This is a genomic window from Methylobacterium indicum (assembly GCF_017347565.1).
GTDB classification, from domain to species: domain Bacteria; phylum Pseudomonadota; class Alphaproteobacteria; order Rhizobiales; family Beijerinckiaceae; genus Methylobacterium; species Methylobacterium indicum.
Genome location: NZ_AP024145.1, coordinates 1,365,959 through 1,380,808 on the forward strand (window position 1 = coordinate 1,365,959; position 14,850 = coordinate 1,380,808).

The window sequence follows — 14,850 nt, forward strand, 5'->3', positions numbered from 1 at the left end:
CTCCTTGGCTGACGGGGCGCCGCGAAGGGCCGGGCGAAGGGCCTGGGAATTTGGGCCGCCGTCTGAGGGAAACGGGTTTCGGCGGCCGGGGCCCTCGTTGGGAGGACCCCGCCGCCGTCTTCAGTCGGTCGTGTCGGGGCAGGCCTACTCGGCCGCCTCCGGGGGCGCCTCGAGCTGGTCGTTGGCCGCGCGCTTGGAGGACAGCAGCTCGACGTTGAGGCCGAGCGACCGCATCTCCTTCACCAGCACGTTGAAGCTCTCGGGGATGCCCGCCTCGAAGGTGTCGTCGCCGCGCACGATGGCCTCGTAGACCTTCGTGCGGCCGGCGACGTCGTCGGACTTCACCGTCAGCATCTCCTGCAGCGTGTAGGCGGCGCCGTAGGCCTCGAGGGCCCACACCTCCATCTCGCCGAAGCGCTGGCCGCCGAACTGCGCCTTGCCGCCCAGCGGCTGCTGGGTGACGAGCGAGTACGGACCGATCGAACGCGCGTGGATCTTGTCGTCCACCAGGTGGTGCAGCTTCAGCATGTAGATGTAGCCGACCGTGACCTTGCGGTCGAAGGGCTCGCCGGTGCGCCCGTCGTAGAGCGTCGACTGGCCCGACCGGTCGAGGCCGGCCATCTCCAGCATCGTCTCGATGTCGGCTTCCTTGGCGCCGTTGAACACCGGGGTGGCCATCGGGACGCCGCGGCGCAGGTTGTTGCCGACCTCGGCGAGATCCTGGTCGGTCAGGCCGGCCAGCTCGGACTCGCTGTAGATCGCCCTCATCCGCTCGCGCAGGGGCTCGATGTCGTGGGTGCGCAGATACGCGTCCACGGCCTGCGAGACCTGCCGGCCGAGACCCGCGGCGGCCCAGCCCAGATGCGTCTCGAGGATCTGGCCGACATTCATCCGGCTCGGCACGCCGAGCGGGTTGAGCACGATGTCGGCGTGGGTGCCGTCCTCCAGGAACGGCATGTCCTCGATCGGCACGATGCGCGAGACCACGCCCTTGTTGCCGTGCCGGCCCGCCATCTTGTCGCCGGGCTGGATCTTGCGCTTCACCGCCACGAAGACCTTGACCATCTTCATGACGCCCGGGGGCAGCTCGTCGCCGCGCTGCAGCTTCTCGACCTTGTCGAGGAAGCGCTGCTCGAGGCGCTTCTTCGACTCGTCGTACTGCTTCTGCATCGCCTCCATCTCGGTCATGAGACGGTCTTCGACGACGGCGAACTGCCACCACTGCGACCGGGGATACTCGGTCAGCAGCTCGCGGGTCAGGAGGGTCTCCTTCTTGAAGCCCTTCGGGCCCGCCACCGGCGACTGGCCGACCAGCAGGTCGGCGAGACGCGCATAGGTGTTGCGGTCGAGGATCGCCTGCTCGTCGTCGCGGTCCTTGGCGAGACGCTCGATCTCCTCGCGCTCGATGGCCTGGGCGCGCTCGTCCTTGTCGACGCCGTGGCGGTTGAACACCCGGACCTCGACGATCGTGCCGGTGACGCCCGGCGGCACCCGCAGCGAGGTGTCGCGCACGTCCGAGGCCTTCTCGCCGAAGATGGCGCGGAGGAGCTTCTCCTCCGGCGTCATCGGGCTCTCGCCCTTCGGGGTGATCTTGCCGACCAGGATGTCGCCCGCGTGGACCTCGGCACCGATATAGACGATGCCGGCCTCGTCGAGGTTCTTGAGCGCCTCCTCCGAGACGTTCGGGATGTCGCGGGTGATTTCCTCCGGCCCGAGCTTGGTGTCGCGGGCCATCACCTCGAACTCCTCGATGTGGATCGAGGTGAACACGTCATCCTTCACGATCCGCTCGGAGAGCAGGATCGAGTCCTCGAAGTTGTAGCCGTTCCACGGCATGAACGCGACGAGCACGTTCCGGCCGAGTGCCAGCTCGCCGAACTCGGTCGAGGGACCGTCGGCGATGATGTCGCCCTTCTTCACCACGTCGCCGACGCGCACGAGCGGCTTCTGGGTGATGCAGGTCGACTGGTTCGAGCGCTGGAACTTCTGCAGGCGGTAGATGTCGACGCCGGGCTTCGAGGCGTCGGCCTCGTCGGTGGCGCGGATAACGATACGGGTCGCATCGACCTGGTCGATGATGCCCGCGCGCCGGGCGCCGATGGCGGCACCCGAATCGCGTGCCACCACGGCTTCCATGCCGGTGCCGACGAAGGGGGCGTCGGCGCGAACCAGCGGCACCGCCTGGCGCTGCATGTTCGAGCCCATCAGCGCGCGGTTGGCGTCGTCGTTCTCGAGGAACGGGATCAGCGCCGCGGCGACCGACACCAGCTGCTTGGGCGACACGTCCATCAGGTCGACGCGCTCGGGACCGACGACGATGACCTCGCCCGCCCGGCGGCAGACCACGAGGTCTTCCGTGAGCTTGCGGTTCTCGTCCATCACCGCGTTGGCCTGGGCGACGTGGTACTTCGCCTCCTCCATGGCGGACAGGTAGGCGACCTCGTCGGTGACCACGCCGTCGCGCACGCGGCGGAACGGGGTCTCGATGAAGCCGTACTTGTTCACCCGGGCGAAGGTGGCGAGCGAGTTGATCAGGCCGATATTCGGGCCTTCCGGCGTCTCGATCGGGCAGATCCGGCCGTAATGGGTCGGGTGCACGTCGCGCACCTCGAAGCCGGCGCGCTCGCGGGTCAGGCCGCCCGGGCCGAGCGCCGAGAGACGGCGCTTGTGCGTCACCTCGGAGAGCGGGTTGGTCTGGTCCATGAACTGCGACAGCTGCGACGAGCCGAAGAACTCGCGCACCGCGGCCGCAGCCGGCTTCGCGTTGATCAGGTCCTGCGGCATCACGGTGTCGATGTCGACCGACGACATCCGCTCCTTGATGGCGCGCTCCATGCGCAGGAGGCCCAGACGGTACTGGTTCTCCATCAGCTCGCCGACCGAGCGCACCCGGCGGTTGCCGAGGTGGTCGATGTCGTCGATCTCGCCCTTGCCGTCGCGGAGATCCACCAGCGCCTTGACCACCGCCAGCATGTCCTCGCGCCGCAGCGTCCGCACGGTGTCGGCGGCGTCGAGGTCGAGGCGCATGTTCATCTTGACGCGGCCGACGGCCGAGAGGTCGTAGCGCTCCGCGTCGAAGAACAGCGAGTGGAACATCGCCTCGGCGGTCTCGAGGGTCGGCGGCTCGCCCGGGCGCATCACCCGGTAGATGTCGAACAGCGCGCCCTCGCGGGCCGAGTTCTTGTCGACCGCGAGCGTGTTGCGGATGTAGGGGCCGATGTTGACGTGGTCGATGTCGAGGACCGGGATCTCCTCGATGCCGACGTCGGTCAGGCCCTTGAGGACCTTCTCGCTGATCTCGTCGCCGGCCTCGGCGTAGATCTCGCCGGTCTTGTAGTTGACCATGTCCTCGGCGATGTACTGGCCGATCAGGTCCTCGTCGGTGGCGCGCAGGGCCTTCACGCCCTTCTCGGCGATCTGGCGGGCGGCACGCGCCGTCAGCTTCTTGCCGGCCTCGAGCACCACCTCGCCCGACTCGGCGTCGATGAGGTCGGTGGTGGCCTTGAAGCCCTTCAGCCGCTCGGCGTCGTAGGGCACGCGCCAGTCATGCCCGTCGCGGACATAGGCGACGCGGTTGTAGAAGGTCGAGAGGATCTCCTCGCCGTCGAGGCCGAGCGCGAAGAGCAGCGAGGTGACGGGGATCTTGCGCTTGCGGTCGATACGCGCGTGCACGATGTCCTTGGCGTCGAACTCGACGTCGAGCCAGGAGCCGCGATAGGGGATGATGCGCGCGGCGAACAGCAGCTTGCCCGAGGAGTGGGTCTTGCCCTTGTCGTGGTCGAAGAACACGCCCGGCGAGCGGTGCATCTGCGAGACGATGACGCGCTCGGTGCCGTTGACGATGAAGGTGCCGTTCTCCGTCATCAGGGGCATGTCGCCCATGTAGACGTCCTGCTCCTTGATGTCCTTGACCGACTTGGCGCCGGTATCGGGATCGACATCGAACACGATCAGCCGCAGCGTCACCTTCAGCGGCGCGGCGAAGGTGATGCCGCGCTGGCGGCACTCGTCGACGTCGTATTTCGGCTGCTCGAACGTGTACTTGACGAACTCGAGGAGCGCGGTCGAGGAGAAGTCGGAGATCGGGAAAACGGACTTGAAGACCGATTGCAGGCCCTCGTCGGCGCGCCCGCCCTCGGGCTCGTCCACCATCAGGAACTGGTCGTATGACGCCTTCTGGACCTCGATGAGGTTCGGCATCTCGGCGACTTCCCGAATCTTGCCGAAGAACTTGCGAATGCGCTTGCGACCGACCAGCGTGTTGGCCATGGGTTGACCTCGCTCCTCATCCACCGCTTATACGGCCCCGGTGGGACGCTGGCCGAATCGGACCTGCCCGAATCGGATCTGCATCGAACCTGCCGTGACCGCGCGGACCGCCCGTGCACCGGCCGCCCGCATTCCTGAAAACCGATATGGGGATCCTTGCCCTGGATCCCGAGGGGGTGCGCCGAAGCGACCATAGCCCGCGAGCGCGAGGCCCGCGGGCTGGTGGCCCCGGACCCGCCGAGGCGGGGTCCGGAGCGCAGGGCGGGCCGGAAGGCCCGCCACCGTCTTACTTGAGCTCGACCTTGGCGCCGGCCTTCTCGAGCTGGGCCTTGAGCTTGGCGGCGTCGTCCTTGGACACGCCCTCCTTGACCGGCTTCGGAGCGCCCTCGACCAGGTCCTTGGCCTCCTTGAGGCCGAGACCGGTGATCGCGCGGACCTCCTTGATGACCTCGATCTTCTTGTCGCCGGCGGCGGCGAGCACGACCGTGAACTCGGTCTGCTCCTCGACGGGGGCGGCAGCGGCGCCACCGGCCGGGCCGGCGGCGACGGCGACGGCGGCAGCCGCCGAGACGCCCCACTTCTCCTCGAGCATCTTCGCGAGCTCGGCGGCCTCGAGAACGGTCAGCGAGGACAGGTCGTCGACGAGCTTGGCAAGATCAGCCATTTTTCACTTCCTGATGTTGTCGGTTTGAACGGTTTCGACTCGAACGGCCGGTCAGGCCGCTTCGTCGGCCTGGGCATCGCCGGTCTTGGCATAGGCCCCGAACACGCGCGCGAGCTTGGCAGCCGGCGCGTTGACGACCTGGGCGATCTTCGTCGCGGGAGCCTGGACAAGGCCCACGAGCTTGGCGCGCAGCTCATCGAGGGACGGCAGCGAGGCCAGGGCCTTCACGCCGTCCGGGTTCAGGGCGGTCGTCCCCATGGCTCCGCCGAGGATCACCAACTTGTCGTTGGCCTTGGCGAAGTCCACCGCCACCTTGGCGGCCGCGACCGGATCGCTCGAATAGGCGAGCAGGGTCGGGCCCTTCAGGAGGGGCTGGATGGAGGCGACGTCCGTGCCTTCGAGAGCGATGTTGGCGAGGCGGTTCTTCGCGACCTTCACGGTGGCGCCGGCCTGCTTCATCTGCGAGCGCAGCTTCTGCATGTCGGCGACCGTGAGGCCCTTGTAGTGGGCCACGACGACGACGGAGGTGTTGGTGAACACCCCGTTGAGCGTCGAGACGAGATCAGCTTTTGCTGCTCTGTCCACCTTGGCTCTCTCCGGTTGGCGGAACCCGGATGGGCCCCGCCGGTTGCAGTTGCCGCCCAGGATGAGCCGGGGCCTTCACGAGAAGACCGCGACGTCCTGAACGACGCTTCACGGCCCTGCCCCCGATACGAAGAACCTCGCGGCCCCGCGCCTCGGGTGAGATGGTTCAAACCGACGCCCCGCCGGCCCGGACGGGCGTCGGGGCGGTGAAATTCGGTCTTCCCCGTCTGTGCAGGCGGATATTAAGCCGGCGAACCGGCGCCTGCAGTCTCGGACAGGACATGGCCGGACGGGGCGCGAGGGGTTTCCCCCTGAGCCCTTCCGGCCACTTTGGCCACCCGGTCGCCCGGGGACCTCTCTCCAGGACGAGCCGTTCGGCCCAATCCTTTCGAACTTGGAAACGTGGAGCCGGGTCTATAGCGGCGTGCAATCCGCCTGCCAAGACCCCGGGACGGGAAAATCCGGTCGCCGCGGGAGGAAATTCGGTCGCAGGGGACTGCCCGGGCTCCGCGTTCCTATTTCGCCTTCAGGAAGTCGCCCACCTCCAGCAGCACGAACTCGTTGTCGTCGACCTGGTGCGGGTCGCGGCTCGCCGAGAACGGCAGGTTGTTGTCGTTGCCGACGACGATGTGGGTGTCGTCCACCCTGTCGACGTTCTCGATCGTCAGGAACGGGAAGGCGAGCGCGCCGTCGGTCAGCGGCTTGCGGGCCTTGCCCGCGGGATCGGCGATGCGCATCAGGTCGATCGAACCGATCTTGCGCACCGCTCCGCCCTGGTTGGCGTCGGTCATCTCGATCTTGAACACGCGCTTGAATTTCGCCGGGGCCGAGAAGCAGTCCGGCCCCTTCTGGCCGGCCGGGCAGGCCTTGTCGGAAGTACCCTCGCCGTCGTCGCGCTCGATCACGAGGCCGGTGGTCGCGTCGATGAGGTTGAAGTCGCCGATCGCGTGGCCGTTCGCCTCCAGCGGATAGAACCAGGAGCGGCCCGTCCACGCCCGCGCCTGGGTGTCGAATTCGAGGATGCGCAGCACCTCCTTGCCGTCGCGGGTCTCGAAGGCCTTGGCGTCGGCGTCCCAGAGCGGACCTTCCAGCAGCGCGTAGAGCCGGCTGCCGTCCGGCGAGGCCGCCATGCCCTCGAAGCCCTTGGAGCGGCGGGCGTTGAACGCGACCGCACCGCCCGGCATCGCCGGGGTCGTCACCGCCGGGTTGTCGGGGGAGCGCACCGGCTTGCCCGCGGCCAGGGTCTCGACCACCGCCTGCACCTTGCCGCTGCGGTCGACCTCGATCAGGAACGGGCCGAACTCCTCGCCGATCCAGATCCGGTCGCCGACGAACTGGAAGCTCTCGGGATCGAAGTCGCTGCCGGTGAGGTAGCGGCTCTCCGTCGCCTCGTTGGCGATGCGGAACGGCACCTTCCGGTCGGGATCGCGCAGATAGATCGTCTCCACGCGCTCGACGCCGCCCTTGGCGAAGTCGATCCGGTACCGGTTGAGGTAGAGCATCGCGTCGGGCGAGTTCGCCTTGGTGCCGAATCCGTTGTCGGTCAGCACCCAGTAGGTGCCGTCCGGCATGTGCTTGATGCCGGAATGGCCCTGCAGCGGCTGGCCGCGCAAGGGCAGCTTCATGGTGGTCGTCCGCCCCATCGACTGCGCCTCGACCGTGCCGACCGCCTCGACCCGGCGCCCGGTGGTGAACTTGCCCGGCGTGGCGAGATCCCGGGGTGCGTCCGCCGGCAGCGGCGCGACGCTGTCGGCCGGCAGCACCGCATGGCCGGCGAGCGTCGCCGGGAAGGTCGGGGCGGGCTGGCCTTGTGGGTTCTGGCCCTGGGGGGCCTGCGCCAGGGCGGCGGAGGCGACCGACAGCAGGAGCGTGACGGCGAGAACGGAACGACGCGGCATGGAATCCTCGGGCGGATGAGCGCGGCCGTTCTTGCGGATGTCCCATGTCAGTGAGGTGACGACAGCCAGGGGGTCGCCCCCCGGGATCCGGGCCCGGGGCCTCGCCCAGATTCTCAGCCGTGGTCCTCAGCCGTGATGCGGCTCGCCCGGGGCCGGCATCCGCTTCGCGCCGCGGTCGAGGGCGGACCGGACGCGGTCGGCGAGCTCCGCCTTGCGGTAGGGCTTGCCGAGGACGTCCATGGTCGGGGTCGCCGGGCCCTGCGCCACCAGATCCTCGTTGTAGCCGGTGGTGAGCAGCACCGGCAGGTCCGGCCGTAGGCTCTGGGCCTTCTCGGCTAGGATCAGGCCGTTGACGCTGCCCGGCATCACGATGTCGGAGAACAGGAGGTCGATGCGCTCCTCCCGCGCGAGGATATCGAGCCCCTCTTCGCCGTCGCGGGCGGTCAGCACGCCGTAGCCGAGGCTTTCCAGGTATTCGCGGGCGAGCGCCCGCACGTCGTCACTGTCCTCCACCACCAGCACGGTCTCGTCGCCGCGCCGCAGCACCGCCTTCTGCTCGGCGGGCTCCTCCTCGATCGAGGCGCCGTGGGCGGCGGGAAACAGCATCGTGATGGTGGTGCCGCCCGCGGCCGCATCGGTCTTCGGCCGGGTCTCGATCTCCAGCCGGCCGCGGGATTGCTGCACGAAGCCGTGCGCCATCGCGAGGCCGAGCCCGGTGCCCTTGCCCGGGCCCTTGGTCGAGAAGAACGGCTCGGTCGCCCGCTCGGCGATCCCGGGCGGCATCCCCTCCCCTTCGTCGCGGACCCTGAGCGCCACGTAGTCGCCGGGCGGCAGGTTGCGGGCCTTCCCGTTGCCATTGAGATGGACGGGCGCCGTCGAGATCGTCACCGTGCCGCCCGCCGGCATCGCGTCGCGGGCGTTGATGAGCACGTTGAGGAGCGCCATCTCGAGGTTGGTGCGGTCGAGGGTGACGGGCGGCAGCCGCGGCGTCAGGTCGAGGCGCACCGAGACGTTGCGGCCGAGCGTGCTCTCGGCGACCTCCGCGAAGGCCAGCACCAGGGCGTTGAGGTTGAGCGAGCGCGGCTCGAGCCGCGCCTTGCGGGCGAAGGACAGGAGCTGCTTCGTCAGCTTCGCGCCGCGCTCCGCCGCGCCGGCCGCGTTGGCGAGTTGGCGCTGCGCCCGATCGCTCGTGACCGAGCCCCGGGCCAGTTCCAGGTTGCCGGTGACGACCTGCAGCAGGTTGTTGAAGTCGTGGGCGAGGCCAGCGGTGAGCTGGCCGATCGCCTCCATCTTCTGGGCCTGGCGGAAGGCCTGCTCCGAGACCCGGCGCCGGGTCACGTCGAGCTGCGAGGCGAAGAAATAGACGATGTCCCCGGCCTCGTCGAAGACCGGGCCGATGAAGATGCCGTTCCAGAACGGCGAGCCGTCGCGCTTGTAGTTGAGGATCTCGGTGGCGATCGCCCGGCGCTCCTCGACCGCCTGGCGCAGCTCGGCCACGGTCTCGCGGCTCGTCTCCGGCCCCTGCAGGAAGCGGCAGTTGCGGCCGACGAGCTCGGCCTCCGTGTAGCCCGTGAGGTCCTGGAACGCCCGGTTGGCGAACACGATCGGGTTGTCGGGCCGCCGGGGATCGGTCAGGATCATCGGCATCCGGGTCATCTCGATCGCGGCGAAGAACACGCTGCCGCGATCGTCGAGGCCCGGCTTGCGGATCGTCGCCGATTTCAGGTGCGCCAGGGACGGCGCCTCCGCGGAGTGGCTCTCGGCCAGCTCCGGCATCCCGGCCTGCTCGTCCTCGCTCACGTCGCCACCCGGCCCGCCATCACGCCACCCCGCCGGTGTCGACCATCTCTCGTGAGGCGCGAGAATGGGGGGCGAGACCAGATCGCGCAAGGTCTTCCTGTCCCGGGTTTCGGGCGCCTCCCGTTCGTGATCTCGTCGCAGTGCCGCTCCGGCGGGCGCAAGTTCCCAACGGCGAGCCGGCTTCAAGAAACTCGGCCGGGCCGCACGAACGGCCTTGCGGCCCCCGGAGGCCCTCGCTATAAGCCCCCTCGTCGGCCAGCGGCCGGCCGTTCGGAGTGTAGCGCAGTCTGGTAGCGCACCACGTTCGGGACGTGGGGGTCGCAGGTTCAAATCCTGCCACTCCGACCAGCGCTCTCACGAGCCTGAGTCTTCCCGAGACAGCAGCCATCTGAACAAGGTGCTGTGTAAACATGATACCCGTGCCTTCGGGCGCGTCGGAGTGTAGCGCAGTCTGGTAGCGCACCACGTTCGGGACGTGGGGGTCGCAGGTTCAAATCCTGCCACTCCGACCAGCGCTCTCACGAGCCTGAGTCTTCCCGAGACAGCAGCCATCTGAACAAGGTGCTGTGTAAACATGATACCCGTGCCTTCGGGCGCGTCGGAGTGTAGCGCAGTCTGGTAGCGCACCACGTTCGGGACGTGGGGGTCGCAGGTTCAAATCCTGCCACTCCGACCATTCATTCCCGCCTCTCGCGAACACTTTTCTGACTCATCGAGCATCGCAAGGTGCCCTCTGCGCCTGCAACCCAGCGCGCGGGGCAAGCCGCGATCCCGGAACGGCCTCAATCCTGACATCCTGGCGCCGGAGAGACCCCCGAGGTTTCCGGCAGGATCCCCCTGGGGAGCCGGTCCCGCCCGCCGTTGATTTCCAGGCGTCGCCCACGCATGGTCGCGGCAGCGCGGAGCGCTCCCTGCCCGGCCCCGCGGCGCCTGATTGCGCCGCTCGATGGCACCGATACGAGAAGGCGAAGGAGTGACGGTGAAGCGTGCGCGCCTCGACCCGGTCGGATCCCAGCAGGCGCCGCGCGGCCGGTCGGCCGATCCCGGCCGCGAGCCGCCCCTCGACCTCTCGGGCGCCGCCTCGCCGCGGGCCGACCGCCGGGACGTGAACCTGCGCTGGCTCGCGGCCTGCGTGCTCACCGGCATGACCGGCGCCGGCCTGATCGGCTCGGCGATCTGGGTCTCGCTCCAGGGCGAGATCACCTTCGCGGAACTGCCCCAGGCCGTGGCGGTGGCCCCCCGCCCGGTGGCGAGCGAGGGCGGCACCAACCTCTCCCGAAAGGGCGACCGGCTGGTGCGCAACCCGATGGTGGCGCTGGCCAAGCAGAGCTTCAAGGCGCCCGTCACCCTGCGGGCGGGCGAGCGCGAGATCATCAAGGTCCGGCCCTTCGTGCGGATCGCCACCGCGCTCTCGACCACCGCCGGTATCGCGGCCACCGACATCCCGCCCTTCGACCCGATGCGCTTCTTCAGCGATCCGGGGCTCGAGCGTGCGCCCGATGCCCAGTCGGCGACGGCCGACGCGCCGGATGCCGAGGTCTCGGTGGTCAAGCGCGACCTCGGCGACCTCGCCGTGCCGGCCGGCGCGCCGGCCTTGTCCGACGAGGACGTGGCGGCGCAGATCGAGGAGGAGCGGCGCATCGCCGCCGAGGCCGGCCGGCGGGCCGCCCTGCCGATCGCCCCGCAGCTGATGCTCTCGCGCACCCTGCGCAGCATGACGACCCTGCCGGGCCTCGACGGTACCGGCGATTTCGGGGGAGCGTCCGGCCCGTTCAAGTCGATCGAGGTCCGGGTGATGCGCGAGAACGTCACCGACCTCGCCAAGATGGAGCGCGAGCGCGACGCGCCGCTGGTCGAGGACCGCGACGTCGCGATCAAGCGCGGCGAGACCCTGGAGGGCGTGCTCAGGGCCAATGGCGGCCTCGACGAGCAGGTCCGTCCGATCCTGGCGGCATTGGGCACCCGGGTCCGCTCCGGCGCGGTCGGCGAGGGCCAGCAGATGCGGCTCCAGATCGGGCCCGGCCCCAAGGTCGGCGATCCGCGCCAGCTCACCCGGGTGATCCTCTACGGCGAGTCCGGCGTCGAGGCGATCGCCGCCATGAACGACCGCGGCGCCTTCGTGTCGGTGGCCCCGCCGGTGCCGGAGGGCGTCGCCCAGAAGCCCGCCGCCAAGCCCGAGGCGGACGACGACGAGGAGGGCACGGGCGCCCGCCTCTATGCCAGCCTCTACGAGACCGCCGCGCGCCACGACCTGCCGCGCTCGACCGTCGAGGACCTGGTGCGGATCTTCGGCTACGACGTCGATTTCCAGCGCCGCGTCGCGCCCGGCGACGGGATCGAGCTGTTCTACACCTACGACGAGGAATCCGGCGGCTCGTCCGAGCGGCCCGACATCCTGTTCGCGGCCCTCAACCTCGGCGGCGAGTCGCGGCGGATCTACCGCTTCCAGTCGCCGGACGACGGCAGCGTCGACTACCTCGACGAGGCCGGCCGGTCGCTCAAGAAATTCCTGCTGCGCAAGCCGGTGGCCGACGGCAACATGAGCTCGGGCTTCGGCTATCGCCGCCATCCGGTGCTCGGCTACGCCAAACTCCATACCGGCGTCGACTGGTCGATCCGCATCGGCACCCCGATCTTCGCGGCCGGCAACGGCACGGTCATCAAGGCCGACTGGGATTCGGGCTACGGCCGCCGGGTCGAGATCCAGCACGCCAACGGCTACGTCACCACCTACAACCACATGTCGCGGTTCGGCCGCGGCGTTAGCACCGGCACCAAGGCGCGCCAGGGCCAGATCATCGGCTATGTCGGCTCGACCGGCCTCTCGACCGGCGCCCACCTGCACTACGAAGTGATCATCAACGGCCACTTCGTCGACCCGATGAAGATTCGCGTGCCCCGCGGCCGCGAGCTCGACGGGCGGCTGCTCGCCGAGTTCAGGCGCCAGCGCGACCAGATCGACGGGCTGATCCAGAAGTCGGGCGCGCCCACCACCCTGGCGCAGCGCGAGGCGATGCGCTGAGGCGGGACGCCGCGGGCGTCAGGTGATCCGGCCGACGATCGCCTCCCGGGCCGCCCGGGAGCCGCAGAGGCGCTTCCTCGCCCGCTCCAGCACGGCCGGCGGCGCCTCCGCCGGGGTGCCGGCGCCGAAGGGCGGGGCGGGTGCGTATTCGAGGGTGAGCTGGACCGTCTCGGCCTCCTCGCGGCCCATGAGTTCGGCCACCACCGCGAGCCCGAAATCGATGCCCGAGGTCACGCCGCCGGCGGTGATCAGGGTCCCGTCCCGCACCACCCGGTCCTGCACCGGCACGGCGCCGAAGCGGGCGAGGAAGTCGTGCGCGTACCAGTGGGTCGTCGCGCGCCTGCCCTTCAGCAGCCCGGCTGCGCCGAGCACCAGCGCGCCGGTACAGACCGAGGTGAGGTAGCGGACCTCGCGGGCGCGGCTGCGCACGAAGTCCAGCACCGCCTCGTCCTCGAGGAGCGGGTTCACCCCGGCGCCGCCCGGGATGCAGAGCACGTCGAGGGGCGGGCAGGTCTCGAAGGTCACGGTCGGCACGAAGGGAAGGCCGGTGGCCGAGCGCACCGGCTCGCCGTCCTTCCAGATCAGGTGGACGGCGCTGTCGGGCACCGAGGCGAAGACCTCGTAGGGCCCGGTCAGGTCGAGCTGCTGGACCTGCGGGAAGACGAGGATTCCGAAGCTGAGCGACACGAGGACGATCTCCCGGGTTGACGCCGGTCAGCGTAAACCCGCAGGTCTCGGCGCGATCGCCAGAATGCCCTCGTTTCCCGCCAAAGCCACCCCTTACCAAAGCCACCCCTCGCCAAAGCCACGCCATGCCGCATGCGCGCCGCATCGAGATCCTGGCCTTCCCGGGCGTCCAGCTCCTCGACGTCGCCGGGCCGCTCCAGGTCTTCGCCACCGCCAACGACCTCGCGGCCGGCCCGCATCGCCCCTACGAGACCGCCCTGGTGGCCCGGACGACCCCGATCGACTCCAGCGCCGGCCTGCCGCTGCCGGCGGAGAGCCTGCCGTCCGCGGAGACGCCCCTGGACACGCTGGTCGTGGCCGGCGGCCAGGGCGTGGATGCGGCCTGCCGGGATGGCGACCTCGTCGATTGGCTGCGGCGGCGCTGCGGGGCGGCACGGCGCACCGCCTCGGTGTGCAGCGGCGCCTTCCTGCTGGCGGCGACCGGTCTCCTCGACGGCCGCCGGGCGGTGACGCATTGGGGGCGCTGTGCCCAGTTCGCCCGGACGTACCCCGCGGTGCGGCTCGATCCCGATCCGATCTTCGTGCGCGACGGCGCGGTCTGGACCTCGGCGGGCGTCACCGCCGGGATCGACCTCGCCCTCGCCCTGGTGGAGGAGGATCTCGGCCGCGACCACGCCCTGGCGGTGGCGCGCCAGCTCGTCGTCTACCTCAAGCGGCCGGGCGGGCAGGCGCAGTTCAGCGCGGTCCTGAGCCTGCAGGCCGGCGACGGGCGCTTCGACCGCCTGCACGCCTGGATCCGCGAGAACCTGGCGGCCGACCTCTCGCTGCCGGCCCTGGCCGCCCGGGCCGCCATGAGCCCGCGCAGCTTCTCGCGGCATTACCGCGAGGCGACGGGCCACACCCCGGCCCGGGCCGTGGAGGTGATCCGCATCGAGGCGGCCCGCCGCCTGCTGGAGCAGGGCGCGAGCGTCGGCCGCGCCGCCCGGGCCTGCGGCTTCGGCTCGGAAGAGACGTTGCGCCGGGGCTTCCTGCGTCGCGTCGGTACCGGCCCGCACGCCTATCGCGAAAGGTTCGCCGGCTGACGGCGCATCACCGGGCCGGGAAGCCGAGCCGCGCCCGAACCGCCTCCGGGCTCTCCCCCCGCTCGCGCAAAGCCGCCAGCGCCTCCGAGCGCAGGCTCTTCGACAGCTTGTCGCCGGCCTCGTCGCGGATCAGCCCGTGATGATGGTAGCGCGGGGTCGGCAGGCCGAAGAGCCGCTGGAGCAGGACGTGGAGATCGGTGGCGGCTTCGAGGTCCTGGCCGCGCACCACGTGGGTGATCCCCTGCGCAGCGTCGTCGAGGACCACCGCGAGATGATAGCTCGTCGGCACGTCCTTGCGGGCGATGACCGCGTCGCCCCAGCGGGCCGGATCGGCGGCGCGGACCGTCTCCGGCTCCCCCGGCGCGAAGGCCGTGTAGGCGAAGGGCCCCGGGCAGAGCGCCAGCGCCCGCGCCATGTCGAGGCGCCAGGCATGGGGAGCGTCCGGCACCGACCGGCCGCGGCAGGTGCCCGGATAGAGCGGCGCCCCGTCCGGGTCGCGGGCGGTGCCGGCGGCGGCCTGGATCTCCCGGCGGGTGCAGGTGCAGGGATAGACGAGGCCCCGCGCCCGCAAGGCCTCGAGGGCGGTGCGGTAGGTGGACATCCGGGCGGACTGGCGCCAGACCGGCTCGGGAAACGTTAGGCCGAGCCAGGCGAGGTCGGCGAACACCGCCTCGGTCAGCTCCGGCCGGCAGCGCTGGGGGTCGATGTCCTCGATGCGCAGGAGCAGCGTCCCGTGCAGCGCCCGGGCCGTCTCCGCGTTGAGAAGCGCCGAGTAGGCGTGGCCGAGATGCAGGCGCCCGTTCGGGCTCGGGGCGAAGCGCAGGCGGGGAGGCGACACGGCGG

Annotated in this window: 9 protein-coding genes and 3 tRNA genes; 5 read left to right on the plus strand and 7 right to left on the minus strand. The window is 70.2% G+C overall.

The genetic code is table 11. The annotated features are described in order from the left end of the window. Nucleotides 1–144: 144 nt before the first annotated feature. From rpoB to miv_RS06335, 5 genes are all read right to left on the minus strand, one after another. Complete coding sequence (gene rpoB / locus miv_RS06315) at nt 145–4,269, minus strand: DNA-directed RNA polymerase subunit beta (protein WP_207181902.1); 4,125 nt, start codon at nt 4,267–4,269, stop codon at nt 145–147. Nucleotides 4,270–4,555: 286 nt separating this feature from the next. After that, nucleotides 4,556–4,933 carry a 50S ribosomal protein L7/L12 gene (gene rplL / locus miv_RS06320; RefSeq protein WP_048429411.1) on the minus strand — a complete coding sequence of 126 codons (378 nt, stop codon included), beginning with the start codon at nt 4,931–4,933 and terminating at the stop codon, nt 4,556–4,558. A 51-nt stretch (nt 4,934–4,984) separates the two neighbouring features. Further along, nucleotides 4,985–5,518, minus strand: coding sequence for a 50S ribosomal protein L10 (gene rplJ / locus miv_RS06325; protein WP_091752944.1), 534 nt, complete (start codon nt 5,516–5,518; stop codon nt 4,985–4,987). A 515-nt stretch (nt 5,519–6,033) separates the two neighbouring features. Next, the gene (locus tag miv_RS06330; protein ID WP_207181903.1) at nt 6,034–7,416 is read right to left on the minus strand and encodes an esterase-like activity of phytase family protein; all 1,383 of its coding nucleotides are present in this window, start codon (nt 7,414–7,416) and stop codon (nt 6,034–6,036) included. A 126-nt stretch (nt 7,417–7,542) separates the two neighbouring features. Next, nucleotides 7,543–9,216 (minus strand): histidine kinase famiy protein, encoded by a 1,674-nt coding sequence (locus tag miv_RS06335; protein ID WP_244748895.1) that lies wholly within the window; start codon nt 9,214–9,216, stop codon nt 7,543–7,545. Between the two features lie 271 nt (nt 9,217–9,487). Between miv_RS06335 and miv_RS06340 the strand changes: the two genes are divergently transcribed. The 4 genes from miv_RS06340 (at nt 9,488) to miv_RS06355 (ending at nt 12,238) form a co-directional block, all read left to right on the plus strand. Beyond that, nucleotides 9,488–9,564, plus strand: a tRNA-Pro gene (locus miv_RS06340). Between the two features lie 87 nt (nt 9,565–9,651). Continuing rightward, nucleotides 9,652–9,728: transfer RNA gene (locus miv_RS06345), tRNA-Pro, on the plus strand. A gap of 87 nt (nt 9,729–9,815) precedes the next feature. After that, nucleotides 9,816–9,892: transfer RNA gene (locus miv_RS06350), tRNA-Pro, on the plus strand. A 303-nt stretch (nt 9,893–10,195) separates the two neighbouring features. After that, nucleotides 10,196–12,238 (plus strand): M23 family metallopeptidase, encoded by a 2,043-nt coding sequence (locus miv_RS06355; protein WP_244748897.1) that lies wholly within the window; start codon nt 10,196–10,198, stop codon nt 12,236–12,238. Between the two features lie 18 nt (nt 12,239–12,256). On the opposite strand, the gene miv_RS06360 is transcribed toward miv_RS06355, so the two are convergent. Further along, the gene (locus miv_RS06360; RefSeq protein WP_207181905.1) at nt 12,257–12,925 is read right to left on the minus strand and encodes a DJ-1/PfpI family protein; all 669 of its coding nucleotides are present in this window, start codon (nt 12,923–12,925) and stop codon (nt 12,257–12,259) included. Between the two features lie 125 nt (nt 12,926–13,050). Between miv_RS06360 and miv_RS06365 the strand changes: the two genes are divergently transcribed. Then, nucleotides 13,051–14,007, plus strand: coding sequence for a GlxA family transcriptional regulator (locus miv_RS06365; protein ID WP_207181907.1), 957 nt, complete (start codon nt 13,051–13,053; stop codon nt 14,005–14,007). Between the two features lie 7 nt (nt 14,008–14,014). Here miv_RS06365 and gluQRS read toward each other — a convergent pair whose 3' ends face one another. Next, nucleotides 14,015–14,845, minus strand: coding sequence for a tRNA glutamyl-Q(34) synthetase GluQRS (gene gluQRS, locus miv_RS06370; RefSeq protein ID WP_207181909.1), 831 nt, complete (start codon nt 14,843–14,845; stop codon nt 14,015–14,017). Nucleotides 14,846–14,850 lie beyond the last annotated feature (5 nt).